The organism is Microbacterium sp. che218, from assembly GCF_040436305.1.
Lineage (GTDB): Bacteria > Actinomycetota > Actinomycetes > Actinomycetales > Microbacteriaceae > Microbacterium > Microbacterium algihabitans.
On the sequence record NZ_AP031501.1, the window covers coordinates 2,502,902 to 2,526,726 of the forward strand.

21 protein-coding genes and 1 riboswitch are annotated in these 23,825 nt (G+C 70.7%); of the genes, 12 read left to right on the forward strand and 9 right to left on the reverse strand.

Annotated features, from left to right (window positions below):
- Positions 1-137 precede the first annotated feature (137 nt).
- From ABXS86_RS11865 to ABXS86_RS11880, 4 genes are all read right to left on the reverse strand, one after another.
- Positions 138-803, reverse strand: coding sequence for an SDR family oxidoreductase (locus ABXS86_RS11865; RefSeq protein ID WP_353664580.1), 666 nt, complete (start codon positions 801-803; stop codon positions 138-140).
- Between the two features lie 406 nt (positions 804-1,209).
- Complete coding sequence (locus ABXS86_RS11870; protein WP_353664581.1) at positions 1,210-2,784, reverse strand: HNH endonuclease; 1,575 nt, start codon at positions 2,782-2,784, stop codon at positions 1,210-1,212.
- Between the two features lie 210 nt (positions 2,785-2,994).
- On the reverse strand, positions 2,995-3,351 hold the full coding sequence (locus ABXS86_RS11875; RefSeq protein WP_154097722.1) for a GntR family transcriptional regulator: 357 nt from the start codon (positions 3,349-3,351) through the stop codon (positions 2,995-2,997).
- Positions 3,348-4,928 carry a D-alanyl-D-alanine carboxypeptidase gene (locus ABXS86_RS11880; RefSeq protein WP_353664582.1) on the reverse strand — a complete coding sequence of 527 codons (1,581 nt, stop codon included), beginning with the start codon at positions 4,926-4,928 and terminating at the stop codon, positions 3,348-3,350. The genes ABXS86_RS11875 and ABXS86_RS11880 overlap by 4 nt, the downstream gene beginning before the upstream one ends.
- 37 nt (positions 4,929-4,965) lie before the next feature.
- Positions 4,966-5,076: riboswitch (TPP riboswitch) on the forward strand.
- On the opposite strand from ABXS86_RS11880, the gene ABXS86_RS11885 reads away from it, so the two are divergent.
- The 3 genes from ABXS86_RS11885 to ABXS86_RS11895 all read left to right on the forward strand — a co-directional run bounded on the left by ABXS86_RS11885 (position 5,068) and on the right by ABXS86_RS11895 (position 7,939).
- A complete protein-coding gene (locus tag ABXS86_RS11885) occupies positions 5,068-5,709 on the forward strand; it encodes an ECF transporter S component (protein WP_353664583.1) in 642 nt (213 codons plus the stop codon). It overlaps the preceding riboswitch by 9 nt.
- Positions 5,709-7,157, forward strand: a complete 1,449-nt coding sequence (locus tag ABXS86_RS11890; RefSeq protein WP_353664584.1) for an ABC transporter ATP-binding protein — start codon at positions 5,709-5,711, stop codon at positions 7,155-7,157. Before ABXS86_RS11885 ends, ABXS86_RS11890 begins: the two co-directional genes overlap by 1 nt.
- The gene (locus ABXS86_RS11895) at positions 7,154-7,939 is read left to right on the forward strand and encodes an energy-coupling factor transporter transmembrane component T family protein (RefSeq protein ID WP_353664585.1); all 786 of its coding nucleotides are present in this window, start codon (positions 7,154-7,156) and stop codon (positions 7,937-7,939) included. Before ABXS86_RS11890 ends, ABXS86_RS11895 begins: the two co-directional genes overlap by 4 nt.
- A gap of 26 nt (positions 7,940-7,965) precedes the next feature.
- Here the strand turns inward: ABXS86_RS11895 and ABXS86_RS11900 are convergent, their stop codons facing one another.
- Positions 7,966-8,460, reverse strand: coding sequence for a GNAT family N-acetyltransferase (locus ABXS86_RS11900; RefSeq protein WP_353664586.1), 495 nt, complete (start codon positions 8,458-8,460; stop codon positions 7,966-7,968).
- Between the two features lie 134 nt (positions 8,461-8,594).
- Here ABXS86_RS11900 and ABXS86_RS11905 point away from each other — a divergent pair, with 134 nt between their 5' ends.
- From ABXS86_RS11905 to ABXS86_RS11920, 4 genes are read left to right on the forward strand one after another with little or no spacing between them, the layout of a single operon-like run.
- On the forward strand, positions 8,595-9,566 hold the full coding sequence (locus tag ABXS86_RS11905) for a hypothetical protein (RefSeq protein WP_353664587.1): 972 nt from the start codon (positions 8,595-8,597) through the stop codon (positions 9,564-9,566).
- A gap of 46 nt (positions 9,567-9,612) precedes the next feature.
- Positions 9,613-10,374, forward strand: a complete 762-nt coding sequence (locus ABXS86_RS11910) for an SDR family NAD(P)-dependent oxidoreductase (protein ID WP_353664588.1) — start codon at positions 9,613-9,615, stop codon at positions 10,372-10,374.
- A complete protein-coding gene (locus ABXS86_RS11915) occupies positions 10,371-11,150 on the forward strand; it encodes an enoyl-CoA hydratase/isomerase family protein (protein WP_353664589.1) in 780 nt (259 codons plus the stop codon). Before ABXS86_RS11910 ends, ABXS86_RS11915 begins: the two co-directional genes overlap by 4 nt.
- Positions 11,147-11,977 (forward strand): SDR family oxidoreductase, encoded by an 831-nt coding sequence (locus tag ABXS86_RS11920; protein ID WP_353664590.1) that lies wholly within the window; start codon positions 11,147-11,149, stop codon positions 11,975-11,977. Before ABXS86_RS11915 ends, ABXS86_RS11920 begins: the two co-directional genes overlap by 4 nt.
- Positions 11,978-12,308: 331 nt before the next feature.
- On the opposite strand, the gene ABXS86_RS11925 is transcribed toward ABXS86_RS11920, so the two are convergent.
- The 4 genes from ABXS86_RS11925 to ABXS86_RS11940 all read right to left on the reverse strand — a co-directional run bounded on the left by ABXS86_RS11925 (position 12,309) and on the right by ABXS86_RS11940 (position 17,624).
- A complete protein-coding gene (locus ABXS86_RS11925) occupies positions 12,309-13,166 on the reverse strand; it encodes a Cof-type HAD-IIB family hydrolase (protein WP_353664591.1) in 858 nt (285 codons plus the stop codon).
- A 62-nt stretch (positions 13,167-13,228) separates the two neighbouring features.
- A complete protein-coding gene (locus ABXS86_RS11930) occupies positions 13,229-14,644 on the reverse strand; it encodes a glycoside hydrolase family 1 protein (protein ID WP_353664592.1) in 1,416 nt (471 codons plus the stop codon).
- A 19-nt stretch (positions 14,645-14,663) separates the two neighbouring features.
- Positions 14,664-16,523, reverse strand: coding sequence for a beta-glucoside-specific PTS transporter subunit IIABC (locus ABXS86_RS11935; protein WP_353664593.1), 1,860 nt, complete (start codon positions 16,521-16,523; stop codon positions 14,664-14,666).
- 192 nt (positions 16,524-16,715) lie between these two features.
- Positions 16,716-17,624 carry a PRD domain-containing protein gene (locus ABXS86_RS11940; protein WP_307206942.1) on the reverse strand — a complete coding sequence of 303 codons (909 nt, stop codon included), beginning with the start codon at positions 17,622-17,624 and terminating at the stop codon, positions 16,716-16,718.
- A gap of 254 nt (positions 17,625-17,878) precedes the next feature.
- On the opposite strand from ABXS86_RS11940, the gene ABXS86_RS11945 reads away from it, so the two are divergent.
- The 5 genes from ABXS86_RS11945 to rlmN all read left to right on the forward strand — a co-directional run bounded on the left by ABXS86_RS11945 (position 17,879) and on the right by rlmN (position 23,788).
- Entirely contained in the window at positions 17,879-19,780 is a 1,902-nt protein-coding gene (locus ABXS86_RS11945) for a beta-glucoside-specific PTS transporter subunit IIABC (RefSeq protein ID WP_353664594.1), read from the forward strand.
- Positions 19,767-21,218 carry a family 1 glycosylhydrolase gene (locus ABXS86_RS11950; RefSeq protein WP_353664595.1) on the forward strand — a complete coding sequence of 484 codons (1,452 nt, stop codon included), beginning with the start codon at positions 19,767-19,769 and terminating at the stop codon, positions 21,216-21,218. Before ABXS86_RS11945 ends, ABXS86_RS11950 begins: the two co-directional genes overlap by 14 nt.
- Before the next feature lie 44 nt (positions 21,219-21,262).
- Positions 21,263-22,093, forward strand: coding sequence for a PRD domain-containing protein (locus ABXS86_RS11955; RefSeq protein WP_353664596.1), 831 nt, complete (start codon positions 21,263-21,265; stop codon positions 22,091-22,093).
- A gap of 18 nt (positions 22,094-22,111) precedes the next feature.
- Positions 22,112-22,378 (forward strand): HPr family phosphocarrier protein, encoded by a 267-nt coding sequence (locus ABXS86_RS11960; protein ID WP_353664597.1) that lies wholly within the window; start codon positions 22,112-22,114, stop codon positions 22,376-22,378.
- A 126-nt stretch (positions 22,379-22,504) separates the two neighbouring features.
- Positions 22,505-23,788: a 23S rRNA (adenine(2503)-C(2))-methyltransferase RlmN gene (gene rlmN, locus ABXS86_RS11965; protein ID WP_353664598.1), complete on the forward strand. Its 1,284-nt coding sequence runs from the start codon at positions 22,505-22,507 to the stop codon at positions 23,786-23,788.
- The last annotated feature ends 37 nt before the right edge of the window (positions 23,789-23,825 follow it).

A 23,825-nucleotide genomic window follows, 5' to 3' on the forward strand; every position in this document is an offset into this window, starting at 1 on the left:
ACGAAGGCCGCGGCCCCGATCGCGTGCGCCGGAACGTGAGGGATGCCGAAGGGGTCGGACGTGCTGGTGCCGGGGCGGCTGCGCCCCGAAACGGAGCGACGTGGCCACCGCCGCCCGCGCGGGAGCGGGCGCGAGCCTCAGAACCGCGCCGAGAACCCGCCGTCGGTGTGCAGCAGCTGACCGCTGATCCAGCGCCCTTCGGTGGAGAGCAGGAAGGCCGCGATCCCGGCGATGTCGCGCGGGGTTCCCATGCGGCCGAGCGCATGATGGGCCGTCAGGGCGTCGCGGGTCTCGTCGTCCATCCAGCCGGTGTCGATGGGACCGGGGTTGACGACGTTCGCGGAGATGCCGCGAGGCCCGAGCTCTCGAGCCGCTGAGATGACGATGCGATCGAGCGCGCCCTTCGACGCGCCGTACGGCAGGTTGCCGGTGGTGTGGTCGCTGGTGAAGGCGACGATGGCACCGCCCGTCTCATCCGCCTGCCGCGCGAACGCGGCGATGAGCAGCAGCGTCGCCCGGGCGTTCACGGCGACGTGGGTGTCGAAGCTCTCGGCGGTGGTGTCGAGGATGCCGCTCTCGACGTCGTGGGCGTGGCTCAGCACCAGTGCGTGCAGGGTGCCCCGCTCGCGGGCGATGCGCTCGATCAGCTCCGTCGGTGCCGCCGGATCGGCCAGGTCGAGCGGGTAGTCGCCGGAGTCGAGCTCGCTCGTGACGACATCCCACCCCTCGTCACGGAGGCGCGGAACGATCGCGGCCGCGATGCTGTTCGCGCGTGCGGCGCCGGTGACGAGGGCGAGAGGCATGCGTCGAGCGTACGGTGCGCGCGGGTGCGGGTGCGGGTGCGGGTGCGGGTGCGGGTGCGGGTGCGGGTGCGGGGGACGCGGCGGGTGCGGGGGCGCGAGGGCAATGGCGAGGCGAGCGCGAGGGCGCCGCTGACCAGCGCTGCCGCGCCTGCCGGGCACGAATGCGGGCGGGCGTTGGCGTGTGTGATGGCGAGGCGAGTGCGAGGCCGCGGGCGCCGCTGCTCAGCGGAGGCGCGCCTGCCGGGCGCGGGTGCGGGGCGGCACGCGTCAGAAGGTTGGGTGTGGATCGGAGCGGGCGCGGGTGCGCCTGCTCGAGGCGGGGGCGTGTGTTCGATGCGGGCGCGTCTGCGAGGCGCGCGGGGAGGGAGGAGCGCGCGGGTGGCGTGGGTGCAGGGCTGTGCGGGTGTCAGAAGGGTGGGGGTGTGCTGTTGTCGTCGGGGTCGGGTGGGGGTGGGTCGTCGGGGGTGAAGCGGACGGCGGGGGAGTAGGGGAGGGGTTCGTCGGTGTAGGTGCGGCCGGTGGGGGAGGTCCATGTGAGGATGCCGCCGGGGAGTTGGGTGACCTGCCAGCGGGTGAATTGTTTGTGGGTGTGGTGGCGTTGGCAGAGGTGGGCGAGGTTGGTGATGGTGGTGGGGCCGCCTTTGGCGTGGTCGTGGGTGTGGTCGACTTCGCAGCGGATGGCGGGGATGGTGCAGCCGGGCCAGCGGCAGTGGCGGTCGCGGGCGCGGAGGTGGCGGTCGATGGCGGTGGTGCGGTGGTAGGTGTCGGTGTGCAGGACTGCCCCGGTGAGGGGGTGGGTGAGGACGCGGTCCCAGGGGGTGGGGGTGGTTTCGGCGAGGGTGCGGGCGGTGTGGGCGTCGATGGGTCCGTGGCCGATGAGTTCGGCGGGGTCGTGGTTTTCTCGGGTGGGGTCGAGGATGGTGAGGGCGGGCACGACGATCTGGACGCGGGCGCGGATGGTGCCGAGGGTGCCGGGGCCGTCGTCGGTGCGGGTGGGGTCGGCTTCCGGGGCGGCGGCCAGCAGCAGGTCGGCGAAGATGTCGGCGCGCAGCTGCGCGGTGGTGCGCTGGTCGGTGGCGAGCACGGTGGCGGGGGAGAGCGCGGCTTGAGCGGCGGACTGCCCCGAAACGGAGTCGGAAACGGGGGCGGATGCCGCGGCGAAGGCGGAGACGGGTCGGGACTCAGAGTCTGACGGGGAATCGAGGCCGAGATGGAGACCGGGCTGTGCGCCGGATACCGCGGAGCCGGTTGCGCCGGCGCCAGTCGCGTCGACACCAGCGAGGGACCCGTCGCCCCCGTCGAGCCCGAGCCCGAGCCCGCCCCCAGCCCGAATGTCGAGGAGTGCGCGGGCTTGATGCGTGAGGCGGTCGTAGATGCCGACGGCGAGGACCGTGGGCAGGGTCGCGATCAGGTCGGACATGCCGTCGGCTTGGGTGAGGAGACGGACGCAGCGGGTGTCGCGGCCGCGCTGGTGGCGTTCGGTGAGGGTGGTGGGGTGCAGTTTCTCGGCCAGGACCGCCAGACGGGAGCGGAGGCGTGCGGGGCTGCGGCCCTCGGCGGTGGCGACGGCGAGAAGGTCGAACTCCGCCTTCTTCTCCGGCGGGAGGGCTGAGCCGATGTCGGCGATGACGTGGGCGTGGGCGCGGGTGAGAGCCCCCGCCTCCCACGCGGCGAGGGTGGTGGGGTAGTCGTCGACGAGGGTCATCGCCTGACACATCTGCCGCTGCACCGACCGGTCGGAGAGGTTCTCGGCCGCGGCGAGCTCGGATGCCACCTCGCGGAGGGCCAGTTGCGCGGCGCGGGCGGACGCACGCTGGTCGGCGAGGACGTCGAGGGCGAGGTGCCCGGCCTCAGCGAGAGCGCGGGTGCGGGCGACCTCCGCGGCGGCGAGCACAGCGCCGGTGGAGCGGACCTCGGCGAGCACCGCGGACAGGCCACGCGGGCCGTTCTCCGGGGGTGTCGACGAGGTTTCCGATGACATGTGTGCATGCTAGCGACGACCTCCGACATTGAGTCGGGGCATCACGGTGCATCCGGCCCAATTTCGGTGGATCCAGGGGCATTGGGGTCGCAATCCGCCAGCGTGAGCCGGAAAAAGCCGAGGTCAGAGGATCACGAGTGATCTTGCGGGTGAAGTCCGCCACGGCATCCGGATGCGTCCGAAAACCGCCGTGAGCCGCGTCACCGCTCGTCAGTTGTCGCGGAGAGCGGCCCGCACGAGATCGATCGCCTCGGCACTCGACAAGCCGAGGCGTCGCGCCGTTTCGGCGTAGGTCCGCGCGGCGGCGGCCCCTCGGGCGGCGGCGGCATCCGCGCCCTTCACGAACGTTCCCGCGCGGCCCCGGGTCTCGACGTAGCCCGCCTCTTCGAGTTCTTTGTAGGCGCGGGCGACCGTGTTGGCGGCGAGGTCGAGCTCGCCCGCGAGGGTCCGTACCGGAGGCAGACGGGTTCCCGCGACGAGCGTGCCGTCGTCGATCTGCGCGATGATCCGGGCCCGCACCTGTTCGAACGGCGGGACGGACGACGAGGCGTCGAGCGAGAGCTTCATCCGTTCAGTCCGAACAGGTCGAGGGGGTGCGTGAGGCGCCACCACGGGCTCGGCGGTTCGAGCTCGCCGGTGAGTTCGACCTCGACGGTGTCGGCGTCGACGGGCCCGGTGGCCGTGAGCGAACCCACGGTCTCGCCGGGTTCGCGGGCGTCGCCGAGGTCGAACGAGGTCGAGGTCTTGGCCTCGGCGCCGTTCCACAGCACGACGGTCGCGTCGGTGGCGGTGACCACATCGACGTCGGGGGCCCACAGCGACTCGACCTTGCCGACGACCGTGCCGGCCGTGAGCGAGGGGCTCGGCTGCAGCTCCTGCTCGATGCGCGCGAACAGATCGCGGCTGGCCTGGTTGCGGCTGTCGGGGCCTGGCTGGCCGAGCACGGCGGCGTAGGCGCGCACGGTGGTTCCGCCGACGGTGATGTCTTTCGCCGTCAGCAGGTTCCACGCGTCGAGGGTGCCGGTCTTCACGCCGATCACGCCGGGATCCTCGAGCAGGGAGTTGCCGTTGCGGAAGGTGCCCGCCCCCGGCAGCGTCAGCTCGGGCGTGCGCACGATCTCGGCGATGACGGGGTTGGCGAGCGCGCGCTCGGCGAGAGCGATGAGGGCGGCGGGGGTCGCGGTGTTACCCGCCTCGATGCCGGTCGGGTTGACGATCGTGATGCCGTCGATGCCGCGCTGGGCGAGGTACTCTCCCGCGGCGGCGGCGAAGGCGGCATCCGATCCGAAGAGGTCGTTCGACAGGCGCTGCGCGTAGTTGTTCGCGGAGGCGATGAGCATGCCCTGCAGCATCTGCAACTGGGTGAGAGTGCCGTCGACGGGCACGTCGAGCGACGATTCGCCGCGCGCCCGGTACTGCCAGTAGTCGGCGCTGTCGGCCTGCGTGAAGGCGTACGTGCCGCCCTGCTCGCCGGGGGCCAACGGCAGCTTGTCGAGCACGACGAGGGCGGTGACCACCTTGGTGATGCTCGCGATCGACTCGGGCGCGTTCGCGAGCGTCGAGAGGGTTTCGGGCATGCCGTCGAGCGCGATCGCCGCCTCGCCCTGCGCCGGCCACGCGGGGTTCGCCGTCGGCGCGGCGACTGGCTGCGCGGCGACGGTGCGCACGGTCGGAGCGACCGCGGTAAGGGGCCACAGGAGGGTCGCGGCGACGTATGCCGCCACGAGCATAAGCAGGAGGATGGGTGGAACGACGGTGGCCGGATGCAGGCGGCGCCGGCGCCCTCCGGCCAGCAGATCGCCGGCACGAAGGGTGGAGCCCGAGACGACGAAGGTCGGGGCGGGGCGCGGAGCCGCTGCATGGTCGGGGTCGACCCACGCGAGCGCTCCGATGACGGTGGAGGTTCCGGATGCCGTGGCGGCGGTCGACGCGGGCGAGGCGTCGGTCGTCGGCGGCGGGGTCGTCGCCTCCGCCGATGACGGCGGGACCGCTACGGTTCGGGATGCCTCGGCCTCGACGGTGCCTGCAGCCTGCGGGTCGGCCGGGGAAGCGGCATCCGGAGTCTGCTCCGACTCCGCCGGAGGGGCGGGCGGCTCGTCCGGGTTCCGCGGCGCGCGTCGCGACTCCGGGATCTGCTCGCTCACCCGCCCACGCTACCCCGGGCGTGCCCCTATACTCGTCACCACAACCCACGGGAGTCCGGTGAGCCGGGCTGAGAGGAAGCGAATCCACGCTTCGACCGTCGAACCTGATCCGGATCATGCCGGCGCAGGGAGGAGAGAAATGCACACGTCCACGTCTGCCCCCGCGAACCGCTCGACGGTCGTCGCCTCGGACCGCTTCCGTTGGCGCGTCGTCGACATCGTCGTCGCCGCCGTGCTCGGCGTCGCGATCGGCCTGGTGTTCTGGGCCTGGAACACCGTCGGCGGCCTCTGGTTCGTCGCCATGGACGGCGTCACTCCCGGTCTCGGCGGCATCGCGGTGGGTATCTGGCTGATCGGCGGCGTCGTCGGCGGGCTGATCATCCGCAAGCCCGGTGCGGCCCTGTTGGTCGAGCTCGTGGCCGCCGTCGTCTCGGCCCTCATCGGCAACGTGTGGGGTCCGCTCACGATCGTGTCGGGCCTGGCCCAGGGCCTCGGTGCCGAGCTGATCTTCCTCGCCTTCCTCTACCTGCGGTTCACCCTGCCGGTCGCCATGCTCGCCGGAGTCGGCGCGGGCGTCGGCGCGTGGCTGAACGAGCTGTTCGTCGGCTCGTCGCCGAACATCGCCAAGACCGTCGAGTTCAACCTCATCTACCTCGGCACCCTCGTGGTCTCGGGTGCGCTGCTGGCCGGTCTGGTCGGCTGGTTGCTCGTGCGCGCACTGGCGGCCACCGGTGCGCTGAGCCGCTTCGCCGCCGGGCGGGAACGCCGCCGCGACGTCTGATGCCGCAACCCGCGCGCGTCGACGTCGAAGGCTGGGGCTGGCGCTACGCCGGCCGCAAGCTCCCCGCCACGCGCGAGGTCGACCTCGTCATCGAGCCCGGCGAGAGGGTGCTGCTGCTCGGCGCCTCGGGTGCCGGCAAGTCGACCCTTCTCGCCGGTCTCGCGGGGCTGCTCGGCGGCAGCGACGAGGGGGAGCAGGCGGGGCGGATCCTCGTCGACGGCGCCGCGCCCGAGGGACAGCGCGGACGCATCGGCCTCGTGCTGCAGGACCCCGAGGCGGGGATCGTGCTGTCGAAGGTGGGCGACGACGTGGCCTTCGGGTGCGAGAACCTCGGGGTGCCGGCGTCCGACATCCCCCACCGGGTGGCGCACGCTCTGGCCTCGGTCGGCCTGACCGTGCCCCTCGACCGACCGACGAAGGCTCTGTCGGGCGGGCAGAAGCAGCGCCTCGCGCTCGCGGGTGTGCTCGCGATGCACCCGGGACTGCTGCTGCTCGACGAGCCGACCGCCAACCTCGACCCCGACGGCGTCGACGACGTGCGCGCGGCCGTCGAGGGCGTCATCGCGCGCGAGGGCACGACGCTCGTGCTGATCGAGCACCGCACCGCCGTGTGGGCCGACCTCATGACGCGGGTCGTGGTGCTGGCCCCGGGTGGAGGGCTGCTCGCCGACGGCCCGCCCGATCGCGTGTTCGCGAAGCACGGCGACGCGCTCGCCGCCGCCGGCGTGTGGGTGCCGGGTCGCCCGATGGAACTTCCGGTTCCCCCGCCTCTCGAGACCCCGGATGCCGTGCTCACGACCGAGACGCTGACAATCGGTCGCGAGAAGGGCACCGTCGTCGCAACCGATCTCAGTTTGGTCGTGCCCTCCGGTGCGGGGACCGTGGTGACGGGCCCGAACGGAGCGGGCAAGTCCACCCTCGCGCTCACCCTCGCGGGGCTCCTGCCCGAACTCCGTGGCGAGGTGACCGCCGCGGCGGGGCTCGCGGCCCGCGGCATCCGGCGCCCCTCCCGCTGGCGCTCCACCGAACTGCTCACGCGCATCGGCACGGTGTTCCAGGAGCCCGAGCACCAGTTCCTCGCGTCGACGCTGCGCGACGAGCTCGCCGTGGGGCCCAGAGCGCTCCGGATGCCGGCGGCCCAGGTCGAGCAGATCGTCGACGAACTGCTCGAGCGACTCGACCTCGCCCCCCTCGCGCTCGCCAACCCGTTCACGCTCTCGGGCGGCCAGAAGAGGCGTCTGTCGGTGGCCACGGTGCTCGCGGCCTCGCCCGAGGTGATCGTGCTCGACGAGCCGACCTTCGGTCAGGACCGTCGCGGCTGGACCGAGCTCGTCGCCCTGCTGCAGCGCGAGATCGCGCGCGGGCGAGCCGTGATCGCCGTCACGCACGACGCCGACGTGGTGCGCCACCTCGGGCAGCACCGCATCCACCTGGGGGAGGCCGCGTGAGCGTCGTGGTCGAGGCCCCCGCGCGCGCGGCCTGGCTCGACGGCGTGAACCCCGTGACCAAGGTCGCGATCGTGGCGGTGCTCGCCGTACCCCTGCTCGTGTCGATCGACGCGGTGAGCGCCGCGACGGCCCTCGTGCTCGAACTGCTCTGCGTGCCGCTGACGGGACTGTCGTTCGCGACCGTCCTGAAGCGGATGCTGCCCGTGCTGGTCTTCGCCCCCGTCGCGGCGGTGAGCATGCTGCTGTACGCCCGACCCGGCGGCACCGTCTACGGCACGTTCTTGTTCGCCACGATCAGCGACGACTCGATCGTGCTCGCGATCGCCGTGCTGCTGCGCGTGCTCGCGCTCGCGCTGCCCATGATCCTGCTGTTCGCCCGCACCGACCCCACCGCGCTCGCCGACGCCCTCGCGCAAGTGGCGAAGCTGCCGAGCCGCTTCGTGCTCGGCGTGCTCGCCGGGGCGCGCACTGTGGGACTGTTCGTCGACGACTGGCGCACGATGACCCTCGCCCGCCGCGCACGAGGGCTCGGCGACCGCGGGGCGCTGCGGCGGTTCTTCTCGATGGCGTTCGTGCTGCTCGTCTTCGCCGTGCGGCGCGGAACGAAACTCGCCACCGCGATGGAGGCGCGCGGTTTCGGCGCCGACGTCGAGCGCACCTGGGCGCGCCCCTCGACGCTGTCCGCCCGCGACGGTGCTGCCCTCGCGGGAGCGATCGTGCTGGGAGCTCTGGCGCTCACTGCCGCAGTGGCGTCGGGTGCGTTCCTCGTCGTGGGGACGTGAGCGTCGGCGGCGGGGCTACCGACGAGTCAGAACACGTACTCGAAGCACAGCGAGCGCGGCATGGTCTCGATGTAGGGCTCGTAGACCGGGATCGGGGTAAAGCCCGCGGCGGCGTACATGCGCAGCGACTCGGGCTGCATCCGTCCGCTCTGCAGGATGACGCGGCGCGCTCCCGCGCGACGGGCGAGGTCGACCACCGTCTCGGTCAGGGCCGTGCCCACGCCCCGGCGGCGGGCGGAGGCGGCGACGATGAGGCGCTTGAGCTCCCACTCCTCACCGAGGCGGCGCAGAATCACGTGCCCGAGAGGGGTGTCGTCCGCGTCGATCGCGAGCAGCGTCGCCACCACGTCTTCGGCATGCACCGCGAGCGCGGCCTCGCGCTTGGCGGCGACCTCGGGGGTGTCGTCGGCGTCGGCGTCGCGGTACCGCTCGTCGAGATCGGCATCGAGCACGCCACGCAAGGCGACCGCGCGGGGATCATCGACGGCGACCTTCTCGATACGGAACCCGAGCTCGCTCACCCGACGAGCCTAAGACAGGCACGTCGTCGCCGGATCGCTGCGCACGCGCTCGCAGGGCGCACACTCGCCTGCGCGAACCGGCCCCGCGCGACGGGGTTCGCGCGCGACGGGGGCAGAATGATGACGGGGGTGTCATGGGTCTCTCGTTCGCTCTACTCGCGGTGACCGTCGCGGTCGCGACCGCGGTCGGCTTCGTGGCCTTCCCGCGCCTGGGCACGCCGGGTCGGGTGACGCTGTTCCTGCGCTACGCGGCGGTGGCCGGAGTCACCGCCGTCGGCTCGAGCGCGATGTACTTCATCTACGGCGCCGGGGGCGGTCTGCTGACCCTCGTGCTCGGCGACGTGGCCATGGTGCTGGCCCCCGCGCTCATGCTCGTCGCGGTAACCGCGCTCGAGGGGCGCCGGGTGCGCCGGGCGTCGACGTTCGCCCTCGTGCTCGCGCTCATCGTCGCCGTCGTCACCGCCGCCGTTCCGCTGCCCACCTCGCTCGCGGTCAAGGCGATCGCCCTCGCCGCCGCGTGCGCCGCCTGCGCGTGGGTGGCGAGCCACTCGCGCGTCGAGCCCTACGGCCCGCTGCGCATCATCGCCATCGCCAACGCGGTCTACGCGCTCTACTGCCTCGCGCGCGTCGTGGTGGCGCTCGCCGCCGGATGGGAGTCCCCGCTGTACTTCACCGGCTTCTCGTTCGGCCCCGCGACGATCCTGGGGGCCCTCGCCGTGGCGGCGATGGGCGTCGCGGTCGTCCGCCTGTGGGCCGGCCCGCGCGCCGAGGTGCGGCCCGAGGTGTGCCCCGCGGGGGTGGCGGTCGTCGTGGGCGACTGGGACCTGGCATCCGCCGCCTACGGCCCCGACCGCATGCGCGATCTCGTGGTCGACCTGCGCGCGGCGGCCCACGACCTCGACCCGCACGCCGCCGACGTGCCGCGGGGGGCCGAGCTGACCGTCGCCGACCCGGTCGAGGCCCTCGGTGCGCGCCTGCGCGACGCCTACGGCTGGGCACCCGAGCAGACCATCCTCCTCGCCGACGGGGCCGCCACCGCGGCCATCCGCACGCGCCCCGGACGCACGCGGCCGGGGCGATGGGGCCGAGGCGTTTCGCGGTCCTGAGTTCCGGCTAGGGTGGAACTCGGTTTCAGCTTTCGAAGGAGAACGCATGGACATCGAAGGAGCCTCCGCCCTCGTCACCGGCGGCGCCTCGGGCCTGGGCCTGGCCACGGCGCGACGACTGGCCGCCGCAGGAGCCCGCGTCACGATCGTCGACCTGCCCTCGTCGCCGGGGGCGTCGGTCGCCGAGGAACTGGGCGGATCGTTCGCTGCCGCCGACGTGACGGATGCCGAGCAGATCGCCGCAGCCGCCGCCCTCGCCGCCGCCGCCGGACCACTCCGCGTCGTCGTCAACTGCGCGGGGATCGCACCGCCCGCCAAGGTGCTCGACCGCGACGGGAACCCCTCGTCGCTCGCCGACTTCGAACGCGTCGTGCGCGTCAATCTCATCGGCACCTACAACGTCATCGCGCAGACCTCCGCCGTCATGGCGAAGACCGACCCCACCGAGGGCGGTGACCGCGGGGTCATCGTGAACACCGCGAGCGTCGCGGCCTTCGACGGGCAGATCGGTCAGCCCGCGTACTCCGCGAGCAAGGGCGGTGTGCACGCGATGACGCTCCCCGTGGCGCGCGAGCTCGCCCGCCACGGCATCCGCGTCGTCGCCATCGCCCCCGGCATCATGGAGACGCCGATGCTCAAGGGACTCCCGCAGGCGGCGCAGGACTCGCTTGGCCAGCAGGTGCCCTACCCCTCTCGCCTCGGCGCCCCCGACGAATATGCGCGCCTCGTGCTCGCGATCGTCGACAACGGCTACCTCAACGGCGAGACCATCCGCCTCGACGGCGCGATCAGAATGGCACCGAAATGACCGACGGCATTCAGCTGCACATCGAAGACGGACTGGCGCGCGTCACCTTCGACCGGCCCGCCTCTCTCAACGCGATGGACTTCCCCATGGCGCGCCGCTGGCGTGACGTCGCGCACGAGGTCACGACCGATGCGTCGGTGGGAGCGGTGATCCTGGATGCCAACGGGCCGGCGTTCTGCGCGGGTGGCGACGTCGTCGCGATGGCGACCACGGGCGCCTCCGGCTCCGAGGTCACCGAAACCGCGCACGCGATTCACGACGGCATCCGCACCTTCGCCGAAGCGCCCCTGCCGATGGTCGCCGCCGTGCAGGGAGCGGTCGCGGGCGGAGGACTCGGGCTCATGCTCACGGCCGACTACGTCGTCGCGAGCGAGAACGCCCGCTTCGTCAGCAGGTACGCGAACATCGGCCTCACCCCCGATCTGGGCGTCTCGACGCTGCTGCCCGCCGCGATCGGGCAGCGCCGTGCGCTGCAGCTGCTGTTGCAGGATCGGATGCTGTCGGCCGCGGAGGCCCTGGACTGGGGTCTGGTGGCCGAGGTCGTGGCATCCGGAGATCTGGCCTCTCGCGTCGATGAGATCGCCCGGTTCTGGCTCGAAGGCGCGAGCGCCGCGTTCGGGCAGGCGACCCGCCTCGTGCGCGTGGGTGCAGGCCGTACATTCGCCGAGAACCTCGAAGACGAAGCCGCCACCATCGGCGCCGCCTTCGAGACCCCCGAGGCGAAAGCGCGGGTCGCCGCCTTCGCCGCCGCCTCCGCGAAAGGACACCGCTCGTGACGCTTGCGGGAAAGACCATCCTCATGTCGGGCGGAAGCCGCGGCATCGGCCTCGCGATCGCGCTGCGCGCGGCCCGCGACGGCGCGAACATCGCGATGCTGGCCAAGACCGACACCCCGCACCCGAGGCTCCCCGGCACGGTGCACACCGCCGCGGAGGAGATCCGTGCGGCGGGCGGTCGGGCGCTACCGATCGTCGGCGACGTGCGTGACGAGGCATCGATCACCGAAGCGGTGATGCGCACGGTCGGCGAGTTCGGCGGCATCGACATCGTCGTCAACAACGCCAGCGTCATCGACCTCTCGGGCTCGCTCGAGCTCGCGACGAAGAAGTACGACCTCATGCAGGACGTCAACGTGCGCGGCACCTTCCTGCTCTCGCGCGCCGCGGTGCCGCAGCTGAAGGACGCCGAGAACCCGCACATCTTGTCGCTGTCGCCGCCGCTGAACGTCACGCCGAAGTGGCTCGGCGCACACACCGGCTACAGCCTCGCCAAGTTCGGCATGACGATGGCCACGCTCGGGCTCGCGGCCGAGTTCGCCGAGGCCGGCATCGCCGCGAACACCCTCTGGCCGCGCACGACCATCGCGACCGCCGCCGTGCAGAACGTCATCGGCGGCGACCGGCTCATGGCCGTCTCGCGCACGCCGGAGATCTACGCGGATGCCGCATACGAGGTGCTGATCGCGCCCTCGCGCGAGCGCACCGGGCAGACGCTGATCGTCGAAGACGTGCTGCAAGCCGCGGGAGTGACGGACTTCTCGGGGTACGCGGCCGTGCCGGGCACCCACGACGAGGCGATGTACCCCGACATCTTCCTGGACTGACAGCCGGGTTCCGGGCCCTTCGACAGGCTCAGGGACCTGGGTGGGGCAGGTGGCTGAGCTTGTCGAAGCCTCCGGGCGTGACGCGGGTCCCGGGCCCTTCGACAGGCTCAGGGACCTGGGATGCGGGGTCCGGGCCCTTCGACAGGCTCAGGGACCTGGGTGGGGCAGGTGGCTGAGCCTGTCGAAGCCTCCGGGCGTGACGCTGGGTCCCGGGCCCTTCGACAGGCTCAGGGACCTGGGTGGGACAGGTGGCTGAGCTTGTCGAAGCCTCCGGGCGTGACGCGGGGCCCGGTCCCTTCGACAGGCTCAGGGACATTTCGCGGGCAAGGCGTCAGATCAGGCCCAGCTCCGCGAACGCGTTGTGCACGCCGTCGTCGAGCACCGCGGTGGTGACGCGGCCCGCGAGCTGCTGCAGCTGGGGCACGGCGTTGCCCATCGCGACGGGCGTGCCGACGACCTCGAACATCTCCACGTCGTTCCAACTGTCGCCGATGCCGATGGCATCCGCCGCATCGATGTCGAGCAGGGCGAGCACCTCGGTGATCGCGGAGCCCTTGGTGACCCCGGCCTGACCGATCTCGCCGTTCGAGCCGCCCGGGAGGGGGATCGACCCGGGGATGACGTGGAATGCGTCGCCGAGCTCCTCCGCCGCGTGGGTCACGGTGTCGATCGAGGGGCTGACGAACACGGCCTTGGCGACGGCGTCGCGGTCGACCTCCGACACCGGTCGCGGTTCGCGCCAGAGCGGTTCTTCGGCGGGCAGGCCCTGCGCTTCGAGCTCGGCGGCGCGCTGCTCGTGGCGTTCCCGGCGGTAGGCGGACATCACGGCGCCCATGCCGGCGCTCGCGTACACGCCCCCGTGCGTCTGCAGGAAGTAGTGGATGCCGTGGGCCTCGAAGTACCGCTCGACCGCCTCGACGTCGGCTCGGGGCATCGGGTGCTCCACGATGAGCGCGTCGTCGCCGGGCTCCTCGCCGCGCGTCGCATAGGCACCGCCGTTCGTGATCGCGCCGTCGAAGCCGATGGCCAGCACGTCGGGGTGGATGTCGCCGGCGGAGCGGCCCGTGCAGAGCCACACGAGATGCCCGTTCTCGCGCGCCGTGCGCACGGCGGTCACCGTCGAGGGGGCGATGAGCGAGCCGTGCTCGAGGATCGTGCCGTCGACGTCGAGGAAGGCGATGCGGGTCATGTGCACTCCAAGGGGATCGGCCCCGGGCCACGAGGACTCGGGGCCGATCCGGTGAGGGGGGATCAGCGCGTGAGGGACGCGCCGTTGGATCGGATGACGTCGGCGTACCAGCCGAACGACTTCTTCCGGTAGCGATCGAGCGAGCCGGTGCCGTCGTCGTTGCGGTCGACGTAGATGAAACCGTATCGCTTGCTCAACTGGGCGGTGCTGGCGCTGACTATGTCGATGCAGCCCCATGAGGTGTAGCCGAGCACCTCGACGCCGTCTTCGAGGGCCTCGCCGACCTGCACGAGGTGGTCGTTGAGGTAGGCGATGCGGTAGTCGTCGACGACGGTCTTCTCACCGTCGACCTCGACGAGCTGGTCGCGCGCGCCCAGGCCGTTCTCGACGATGAACAGGGGCTTCTGCCAGCGGTCCCAGAACTGGTTCAGCACCAGGCGCAGGCCCACGGGGTCGATCTGCCACCCCCACTCGCTCGCCTCGAGCGTCGGGTTCGAGACGCCGCCCATGATGTTGCCCTCGCCCGCGACCTTCTTGGCGGGGTCGGCGGTCTCGGCGATCGACATGTAATAGCTGAACGAGACGAAGTCGACCGTGTTGGTCAGGTCGTCGCGGTCCTGGTCGGTGATGTCGAGCTCGATGCCCTTCTCGCGGAGCGTCCGCAGGAAGTACCCCGGGTACGCGCCGCGGGTGTGCACGTCGCCGTAGACGAGGTTGCCGTGGTCGGCCTCCATCACCGCGACGGCGTCGTCGGGAGACGGCGTCAGCGGGTAGATCGGCATCGACAGCACCATGCAGCCGACCTTCGCCTCGGGGGCGACCTCGCGGGCGATGCGGGTGGCGCGAGCGGATGCCACGAGTTCGTGGTGCATCGCCTGGTACAGCTGCTGCTCGGGGACGCCGCCCTCGGGGATCGGGATGCCGCCGCTCATGAACGGAGCGTGCAGGAGCGAGTTGATCTCGTTGAAGGTGAGCCAGTACTTCACGCGGCTGCCGAAGCGCTCGAAGAGAGTGCGGGCGTAGCGCTCGTAGAACCCGATGAGCTCGCGGTTCGTCCAGCCGCCGTACTGCTCGGCCAGGTGAAGCGGCGTCTCGTAGTGCGAGATCGTCACGAGCGGCTCGATGCCGTGCTTCTCGAGCTCGTCGAGGATGCGCTCGTAGAACGCCAGGCCGGCCTCGTTGGGCTCGGTCTCATCGCCCTTCGGGAAGATGCGGCTCCACGCGATCGAGAACCGGTAGACACCGAAGCCCATCTCGGCGAACAGCGCGATGTCCTCCGCGTAGCGGTGGTAGTGGTCGATACCGACGAGCTTGAGGTTGTCGGGCGTGGGGGTCTCGGAGCGCGGGCCCGAGATGCCGCGGGGCATCACGTCCTGCACCGACAGACCCTTGCCGTCGGCGTCGTACGCGCCCTCGATCTGGTTGGCGGCGGTGGCGCCGCCCCAGAGGAACCCGTCGGGGAAGGGGGTGTTCGTCATGTTCTGTGCCTCCAGGGGGTCAGCGGGCGGGGGTGAGGGAGTCGACCGACACGGCGCGGAACAGGGTCTCGCCGTGCGAGAGAGGTCCGGATGCCGTGTCGGCGATGTCGGGGTAGAGGTCGCCGTTCGTGACGATGACGGGCGTGATCAGGTCGTAGCCGGCCTTCTCGATCGCGTCGCCGTCGAACTCGACGAGCAGGTCGCCCGCCTTGACCTCGGTGCCCGACTGCACCTTCAGCGTGAAGTGCTCGCCACCGAGCTTGACGGTGTCGAGGCCGACGTGGATGAGCAGCTCCACGCCGTCGACTCCGCGCAAGCCCACCGCGTGACCGGTCGGGAAGGCGGCGACGACGGTGCCGTCGAACGGGGCGTAGACCGCGCCCGAGGTCGGCCGGATCGCGACGCCCTTGCCGAGCGAGCCGTCGGCGAAGGCGGCATCCGGGACCTCGCTGAGCGCGACGACGGTGCCGTCGACGGGGTTTCGCACCACGGTGTCGGTGGCGACGGCGGGCGTCGCGGGAGCGGTGGCGTCGACCGGGTCCTTGAAGCCGAGCAGCACGACCAGCAGGAACGGCACCAGGATCGCGACGCCGAGACCGATCGCCAGCAGGACCATGTTGCCGTTGCCGAGCAGGGCCGGAAGAGCCAAGCCGGAGGGCACCACGAACGCCTTCGAGAAGACCCCGCCCATCGCGATGAGCGCGCCACCGAGGGCGCCGCCGACGATGCCGAAGGCGAAGGGACGCTTGAGGGGGAGGTTGATGCCGTAGATCGCGGGCTCGGTGATACCGGCGAGGAAGCCGGACAGCGTGGCCGGGGCGGCGAGCGAGCGCAGGTTCTTGTTGCGGGTGCGCACGAGCACACCGGCGACGGCGGCCGCCTGGGCCAGAACCGCGGCGAACACCGGGCCGATGAGCAGGATCTGACCGGTGGTCTGGTACTCGAGCTGGAACAGCGGCACGAGGCCCCAGTGCAGCCCGAAGATCACGAAGACCTGCCACAGGCCGCCCATGATCGCGCCGCCCAACCAGGGAAGCGTCTGGAAGACCCAGCCGATGCCGGCCGCGAGGCCGCCGCCGACGAGGCTCGAGAGGGGGCCGATCGCGAGGAAGACCAGTGGCACGGCGACGAGCACGACGATCATCGGGGTCAGGAAGCGGCGCACGGCGCCGGGCAGGACCTTCAGCAGGAAGCGCTCGGCGTAGCTCTGCAGCCACACGATGATGATCACCGGGATGACGCTCGAGACGTAGCTGACCATCGTGACCGGGATGCCGAAGAAGGTGATGTCGGGCTGACCGTTCAGCGCGGTGATGGTCGGGTAGACCAGCGCTCCGGCGATCGCGAAGGAGGTGAACTCCGACGCCTTGAAATAGCGCGCCGCGGTGATCGCCAGCGCCAGCGGCAGGAAGTTGATCAGCGCGTCGGAGAGCGCGTTGAGGATCGTGTAGGTCGTGCTCGTGGCATCCAGCCATCCGAAGGTGACGGCCGCGGCGACGAACGCCTTCAGCAGACCCGTACCGGCGAGGGCCCACAGGATGGGGGTGAAGATCGCCGAGATCATCTTGATGAAGCGGTTGAAGAGATTGCCCTTGGGGCCGGTCTCGCCGCCCTCGGATCCGGCGCCGCCGAGCTTGGTCTGCGACTGGATCGCGGCAAAGACGTCGGGTACGTCGTTGCCGATCACGACCTGGTACTGACCGCCCGCCTGGGCCGTGGTGATGACACCGGGCGTCGCGCGGATCGCCGCGGCGTCCGCCTTGCCCTCGTCCTTCAGTACGAACCGGAGCCTCGTCGCGCAGTGCACGAGGGATTGGACGTTGCTCTCTCCACCGACACCGGCGAGGACCCCCGCCGCCGTCTTCGCGTGATCCGTCATCGGAACCGCCTGCCTTTCGCCGCATCGATGCGGCCTGTTCGAGATGTTCTGTGGCGACGCTGCCGGGTGTTTCGGGCAATAAAAAAGACCCGAATCCGTTCATCGCTCGTCAGCGATGTGGATTCAGGTCTTGCCCGCTCGCGCGGTAACAATCCGGAAATCGTCGGCAGGGTGTGACCCCTGCGTCGGTGACTATAGCACCGGGGCGTCGGGGCCGCCACTGTCGTCGGCGCGGCCCAGGCTCGTCGCCAGACGCTCGACGTGGACCGTGAGGTACAGCACCTCTTCGTCGGTCAGGGTCGATCCGGTGGCCGCGTGGACGTAGCCCTTCACGGCCTCGGCAATACCGAAGGCCCGGGGATAACGGTGCTTGGCGAACTCGAAGAACGACGAGTCGCCGCTCGAGAGCATCGCGCGATTCACGAGCCGCTGCAGCAGGAAGCGCACGTGCAGGATGAACCGCGCGTAATCGGGGCTCTCGGTGTCGAGGGCGACGCCGAGGCCGGTCTCGACGGTGCGCACGACGTGCTGCACGCGGCGGAACAGCAGGGCCGCGGTGCCGTTGGGCTCGTCGCGCGTGGCGTTGAGCAGGTGCATCGTGAGGAACACGCCCTCCTCCGGCGGAAGCTCACGGTCGAGGGATGCCGCAATCGAGGTCGCCATGCGCTCCGCGGCGCGCGACTCGTCGGGGTGCAGGATCCGCAGCTCGGGCATCGAGGTGCCGGGGATGCGGATGCCCTGGTCGAGGCGCTCGATCACGTAGGTGATGTGGTCGATCACGGCGAGCGGGAGGCGTCGGCCGAGATCCCGGCCGAGGTCGCGCTCGGCCTGGTCGACCGCGTGCAGGACCGCCTCGACCAGCGCGTAGGGCGCGTCGGTGAGCAGCTTCTGCGCGTGAGCGGTGTCGCTGCCCTGCTCGAGCACGAAGGTCTTCTCGACCTTGGTCGGATCGACCCGCCCCTCGTGCTTGAGCTGGAACCCGATCCCTCGCCCCATTAGCACGCGCTCGCGGCCGTCGCCGTCGATCGCCACGACGACGTTGTTGTTCAGCAGCTTCTGCACGCCGCCGGGCGGGAGGGAGACGTCACCGGCACCGGGCATGGCATGAATCCTAGAGCGCGACCTCCCGTCGCGCCGGGAGAGCACCCGGGATGCAGGGGCCCATCGCGAGCGTGCAGTCGTGCGATTCGGCATCCGTCAATCGTCGTGTAGAGTCGCCGACGGACATGTGACTGGTCATGCAGGCAGGATCCGAACGCAGTGCGAGAGCACCGCCTTCGGGTCCTTTTTTGTTGCCCGGGCGACTTCGGAGTCGACGTCGCGACGCGTGTCCTTCGATCCAAGGAAGGACTTCGATGACCACTCAGGACAGCGCCCGCGCGATCCTCGAGCACGTCGGCGGAGCGGCCAACGTGGCCTCGCTCCACCACTGCTCGACCCGCCTCCGCTTCACACTCGCCGACGACACGCAGGCCGATGAGGCCGCACTCAAGGCCACGCCCGGCGTCATCGGCGTGGTGCTGGGGACGCAGACCCAGGTGATCGTCGGATCGGGAGTGGCGAACTACTTCCGCGAGATCGAGAAGCTGCGCACCGGTGGCGGCACCCGCGCCGGAGCGCGAGTCGATGCCGCGAAGCCGAAGTTGACACTCAAGCGCGCCGGGTCGGTGTTCATGGACTTCGTCGTCGGCGTCTTCACCCCGATCATCCCCGCCGTCGCCGGTGCGGGAATCTTCAAGTCGTTCCTCATCCTCGCCGTCGCGCTCGGATGGCTGCAGACGACCGATCAGACCTATCAGGTGCTCACCGCGATCCCCGACGCGGTCTTCTTCTTCCTCCCGCTGCTGGTGACCTACACCGCCGCGAAGAAGCTCGACGTGAACATCCCGCTCGCGCTCGGCATCGTCGGCCTGCTGGTGTTCCCGACCTTCGCGGGCCTTCTCACCCAGGAGGGCGGCGTCGCGCTGTTCGGCCTGGCGGTCCCCGCGATCGCGTACAACGCGCAGGTGTTCCCCCCGATCCTCGCCGTGCTGCTGCTCGCCGTCGTCGAGCGCTTCGCCCGCCGCATCAGCCCCAGCGTCATCAGCACCTTCCTCGTGCCGCTGATCTGCTTCGTCGTCGTGGCACCCGCCACGATCTTCCTGCTCGGTCCGCTCGGCTTCTTCCTCGGCACCCTGCTGACCGGGGCGATGCTGTGGCTGTACGGCACCCTCGGATGGATCGCCGTGGCGCTGATGGCCGCCGCCCTTCCGTTCATCGTCTCGGTCGGCATGCACAAGGCGTTCATCCCGCCGACGGTGGCCACCATGGCCTCCGCGGGCAAGGAGAGCTTCTACCTCGTCGCCTCTCTCGCCCACAACCTCGCCGAGGCCGGTTCCAGCCTTGCGATCGCCGTGCGCACGAAGAACAAGACCCTCCGTGGCACCGCGATCTCGTCGGGCATCTCGGCCTTCTTCGGCATCACTGAGCCGGCCCTGTACGGCGTGACGCTGCAGAACCGTCGCGCGGTCATCTCGGTCGTCATCGGCGCGTTCGTGGGTGGTTCGTACCTCGGCATCGCGGCCATCTCGGCCTTCGCGCTGGTCAGCCCGGGTGCGGCCTCCATCTCGATGTTCATCGACATGGCCAACCCCTGGAACCTGCTGCACGCGGTCATCGGCGCGCTCGTCGCCATGGTCACCTCGTTCATCGTGTCGCTGGTCATCTGGAAGGACTCCGACTCGGCCACCGTGCGTCTGCTCGAACAGCAGGCGGGCACGTCGACCCCTGTCGGGGAGCCCGCCGCGGGCGGGATCGTCGCCCCGATGACGGGCGAGGTCATCGCCCTCGCCGAGGTCGACGACCCCGTGTTCTCGGGGGGCATCCTCGGGCCCGGCGTCGCGATCCGCCCCACCGACGGCGAAGTGCGCGCCCCCATCAGCGGCACGGTGTCGAGCCTGCTGCCCTCGCGCCATGCGCTCGGCATTCTGGGTGACGACGGACTCGAAGTGCTCGTGCACGTGGGCCTCGATACCGTCCGCCTCGAGGGTGCGCCCTTCACCGCGCACGTCGCCCAGGGCGACCGCGTCGAAGCCGGACAGCACGTGCTGACCGCCGACCTGGCGGCCATCGAAGCCGCAGGACTCGACATCACGACGCCCGTCGTCGTGCTCAACGGCGACGCGTACGACGTCGCCCCCCTCGTCACCGGACGCGTCGCCGCGGGCGCCGCTCTGCTGTCGACCGACGCGAAGGAGACCGCGAATGGGATTGCCTGACGGATTCCTCTGGGGCGGCGCGCTCGCCGCCAACCAGGCCGAGGGCGCGTGGAACGAAGGGGGCCGCGGTCCCGCGGTCTCGGACGTCGCGAAATACCGCCCGAACGTCGACCCGCGTGAGTACGCGGTGCACCACCAGCACACGCTGGAGAGCATCGCCGCCGCGATGGCCGACGACGACATCGCCTTCTACCCGAAGCGTCGCGGCATCGACTTCTACCACCGCTACCGCGAGGACCTGGCGCTGTTCGCCGAGATGGGCTTCTCAGTGCTGCGGGTGTCGATCGCCTGGTCGCGGCTGTACCCGACCGGCGAGGAGCTCGAGCCGAACGAGGAGGGCATCGCGTTCTACCTCGACCTCTTCACCGAGATGCGCCGTCTCGGCATCCGTCCGCTGGTGACCCTGTCGCACTACGACCCGCCGCTCGCGCTCGCGCTGAAGAACAACGCGTGGGTCGACCGCAGCACGATCGCCCTCTTCGAGCGGTTCTCGCGCACGTGCTTCGAGCGCTTCGGCCACCTCGTCGACCTCTGGCTGTCGTTCAACGAGATCGACGGCATCATCCGCCACCCGTTCACCTCGGGCGGCATCATCGACGAGACCGTCGAGGGATCGCTGGAACAGGCCTGCTACACGGCGCTGCACCACCAGTTCGTGGCATCCGCGTCGGTGACGAAGATGCTGCACGAGATGTGGCCGGAGTCGGAGATGGGGTGCATGCTCACGATGCTCACCACCTACCCGAACACCTGCCACCCCGACGACGTCGCGGCGACCCAGGCCAAGGAACGACTGCTCTACCTGTGCACCGACGTGCAGGCCGGAGGGGCGTACCCGCGGCTGGCGCTGAAGGCGCTCGAGGCAAAGGGCATCACGATCCCCTTCGCCGAGGGCGACGTGGAGCTGCTGCGCGAGCACCCGGTCGACTACATCTCGTTCTCGTACTACATGACCCTCACCGAATCGGTGCGCCCGGATGCCGAGCGGACCCCCGGCAACACGGTGCTCGGCGTGAAGAACCCGTTCCTGCCGTCGAGCGAGTGGGGGTGGCAGATCGACCCCGTGGGCCTGCGCATCTCTCTCATCGACCTCTACGACCGCTACGGCAAGCCGCTGTTCATCGTCGAGAACGGTCTGGGCATGCGCGACGAGCTCACGGACGACGGCCGCATCCACGACCCGTACCGCATCGACTACTTCCGCTCGCACTTCGCGGAGATGATCCGCGCGGTCGACGAGGGCGTGGAGCTGCGCGGCTACACGAGCTGGGCGCCGATCGACATCATCAGCGCCTCGTCGTCGCAGATCTCGAAGAGGTACGGTTTCATCCACGTCGATCAGGACGACCTCGGCAACGGCACCGGCGATCGACGTCGCAAGGACTCGTTCTTCTGGTACCAGAAGGTCATCGCCTCGAACGGGGCCGACCTGGCGTGACGACCGCACTCGCTGCGCGTCCGCCGGGGTCGACGGAGACACCCATGCAGATCATCAAGAAGGTGCTGAACTCCAGCGTCGTGCTCGTCGAAGACGAGCGCGGCGTGGAGCGCGTGCTGCTGGGCAAGGGCATCGGCTTCGCCGCGCGCCCGGGCGACACCGTCGCGCCGGGATCGACGGACCGGGTGTTCGTCGCCCTCGACGACGCCGATCAGCGCAACCTCGTCGAGCTGCTCGCCCAGATCCCCGGAGGCTTCGTCGAGCTCACGAGGGCGATCGTGATGGATGCCGAGCAGGCGGGCATCGAACTCGACGCTCACATCTACCTCACGCTCACCGACCACCTGCATTTCGCGGTGGAGCGCCAGCGGCGGGGCCTGCAGGTCACCAACCGCCTCGCGTGGGAGGTGCGCACGGTCTACCCCCGTGAACACGAGGTGGGCCTGCGCGCGCTCGGGCTGCTCCGCGAGCGCACGGGGGTGTCGCTTCCTGATGAAGAGGCCGCCAACATCGCCTTCCACCTCGTCAACTCGGAGGTGGGACGCCCTGCCGTCGACTCGATGCGGGTGGTCGGGCTCGTGTCCGACATCACCACGATCGTCACGCACGCCGGGGGAGTGACCCTGGATGCCGACGACCTCCACACCCGTCGGTTCCTCACGCACCTGCAGTTCTTCGCGGAGCGGTTGTTCAGCGACCGCCTCGCCGGTCACGACGAAGACCTGCTCTTCGCGACCATGACGGCCAAGCACCCGCGGGCCGTCGCGACGGCCGAACGCATCCGCGCGTTCGTCCTGAAGGAGCACGAGGTGGCCATCTCCGACGAAGAGGTGGGCTACCTCGCCCTGCACATCGCTCGCGCCCAGTCGAGCTGACACCCTGAAAGGTCTCCCATGGCACAGCGCACCGCCGTCTTCGGCTCGTCCTCCGGTCTGCACTCCCGCCCCGCTGCGACCCTCGCCCGCGCGGCCGCGGCGTCGAAGCACACCGTCACCCTCGCCGCCGGCGACGCCTCCGTCGACGCCCGCAGCATCCTCGCGCTGCTGCAGCTCGGTGTGAAGACGGGCGATGAGGTGGCCCTCGAGGTCGAGGGTCCCGAAGCCGACCGGGTCGCCGACGAACTCCAGGCGCTGCTCGAGCAGGACCTCGACGCCGCCTGACCCGATCGCGTGAGGGGCCGGACCGGGTGTACCCCACGCCGCCCGGCATCCCGGCCCCTCACGTGCCCCCCGAGAGCGGAACACGCGCCCAGCCGCGGCGCAGATGCGCCCGGTACCCTGGAAACCATGACCGAACAGCCCCCCGTGCGCACCACGACGCCTCGGCAGGTGCGCCCCGCGGGTGCCCCGGCCGACACCGGCATCCGCCAGGTGCGCCCCAAGACCGAAGGCTGGCAGCAGGCCAAAGACGAGACCGGTCGCCCGCTGCTGCAGTTCGCCAGCCCCAAGCGCGGCAAGCCGCCCGTGCACCTCGCCGACCTCACGCACGATGAGCGCGTCGCCAAGCTGAAGGAGCTCGGCCTCCCGGGCTTCCGCGCGAAGCAGCTCGAGAAGCACTACTTCACGCACTACACGTCGGATGCCGCCGACATGACCGACCTCCCGGCATCCGGTCGCGAAGTACTCGTCGCGGGGATGCTGCCGCCGCTGCTCACCGAGGTGCGACGGCTCGAGACCGATCGCGGCGACACGATCAAGTTCTTGTGGAAGCTGCACGACGGCGCCCTCGTGGAGTCGGTGCTCATGCGCTATCCCGGCCGCATCACGCTGTGCGTGTCGAGCCAGGCCGGCTGCGGCATGAACTGCCCGTTCTGCGCCACCGGCCAGGCGGGGCTGACCCGTAACATGTCGGCGGCCGAGATCATCGAGCAGATCGTGCGCGCCAACGCCCTCATCGCCGCCGGCGGCCTGGGTGGCAAGAAGCGCGACGACCACTCGCTCGACCGGGTCTCGAACATCGTGTTCATGGGCATGGGTGAACCGCTCGCCAACTACGCGCGCGTGATGCAGGCGGTGCGCGTGATGGTCGACAAGGAGCACGGCCTGGGCATGAGCGCCCGCGGCATCACCGTGTCGACCGTCGGCCTCGTCCCCGCGATCAAGAAGCTCGCCGACGAGGACATCCCGGTGACGTTCGCCCTCTCGCTGCACGCCCCCGACGACCACCTGCGCGACGAGCTCATCCCGGTGAACTCCCGCTGGAAGGTCGACGAGGCCCTCGATGCCGCGCGCGCCTACTTCGACAAGACCGGGCGCCGCGTCTCGATCGAATACGCCCTGATCAAGGACATGAACGACCACGCCTGGCGCGCCGACCTGCTGGCCGAGAAGCTGAACGCCCGCGGTCGCGGCTGGGTGCACGTCAACCCGATCCCGCTGAACCCGACGCCCGGCTCGATCTGGACGGCATCCGAGGTGCCCGTGCAGAACGAGTTCGTGCGACGCCTCAACGACGCCGGCATCCCGACGACCCTCCGCGATACCCGCGGCAAAGAGATCGACGGGGCGTGCGGCCAGCTGGTGGCGACCGAAGAAGACGAGGCGGCCGCGGCGGTCACGCCGGTCGGCTGAGGAGTCTCTGCGCGCCCACCGATCGGTGGATGCCGAC

Bases quoted from the DNA above. Each gene is read 5' to 3' on its own strand.
- ABXS86_RS11865 (WP_353664580.1), bottom strand. From the start codon at position 803: ATGCCTCTCGCCCTCGTCACCGGCGCCGCACGCGCGAACAGCATCGCG.
- ABXS86_RS11870 (WP_353664581.1), bottom strand. From the start codon at position 2,784: ATGTCATCGGAAACCTCGTCGACACCCCCGGAGAACGGCCCGCGTGGC.
- ABXS86_RS11875 (WP_154097722.1), bottom strand. From the start codon at position 3,351: ATGAAGCTCTCGCTCGACGCCTCGTCGTCCGTCCCGCCGTTCGAACAG.
- ABXS86_RS11885 (WP_353664583.1), top strand. From the start codon at position 5,068: ATGCACACGTCCACGTCTGCCCCCGCGAACCGCTCGACGGTCGTCGCC.
- ABXS86_RS11890 (WP_353664584.1), top strand. From the start codon at position 5,709: ATGCCGCAACCCGCGCGCGTCGACGTCGAAGGCTGGGGCTGGCGCTAC.
- ABXS86_RS11905 (WP_353664587.1), top strand. From the start codon at position 8,595: ATGGGTCTCTCGTTCGCTCTACTCGCGGTGACCGTCGCGGTCGCGACC.
- ABXS86_RS11910 (WP_353664588.1), top strand. From the start codon at position 9,613: ATGGACATCGAAGGAGCCTCCGCCCTCGTCACCGGCGGCGCCTCGGGC.
- ABXS86_RS11915 (WP_353664589.1), top strand. From the start codon at position 10,371: ATGACCGACGGCATTCAGCTGCACATCGAAGACGGACTGGCGCGCGTC.
- ABXS86_RS11925 (WP_353664591.1), bottom strand. From the start codon at position 13,166: ATGACCCGCATCGCCTTCCTCGACGTCGACGGCACGATCCTCGAGCAC.
- ABXS86_RS11930 (WP_353664592.1), bottom strand. From the start codon at position 14,644: ATGACGAACACCCCCTTCCCCGACGGGTTCCTCTGGGGCGGCGCCACC.
- ABXS86_RS11935 (WP_353664593.1), bottom strand. From the start codon at position 16,523: ATGACGGATCACGCGAAGACGGCGGCGGGGGTCCTCGCCGGTGTCGGT.
- ABXS86_RS11940 (WP_307206942.1), bottom strand. From the start codon at position 17,624: ATGCCCGGTGCCGGTGACGTCTCCCTCCCGCCCGGCGGCGTGCAGAAG.
- ABXS86_RS11945 (WP_353664594.1), top strand. From the start codon at position 17,879: ATGACCACTCAGGACAGCGCCCGCGCGATCCTCGAGCACGTCGGCGGA.
- ABXS86_RS11950 (WP_353664595.1), top strand. From the start codon at position 19,767: ATGGGATTGCCTGACGGATTCCTCTGGGGCGGCGCGCTCGCCGCCAAC.
- ABXS86_RS11955 (WP_353664596.1), top strand. From the start codon at position 21,263: ATGCAGATCATCAAGAAGGTGCTGAACTCCAGCGTCGTGCTCGTCGAA.
- ABXS86_RS11960 (WP_353664597.1), top strand. From the start codon at position 22,112: ATGGCACAGCGCACCGCCGTCTTCGGCTCGTCCTCCGGTCTGCACTCC.
- rlmN (WP_353664598.1), top strand. From the start codon at position 22,505: ATGACCGAACAGCCCCCCGTGCGCACCACGACGCCTCGGCAGGTGCGC.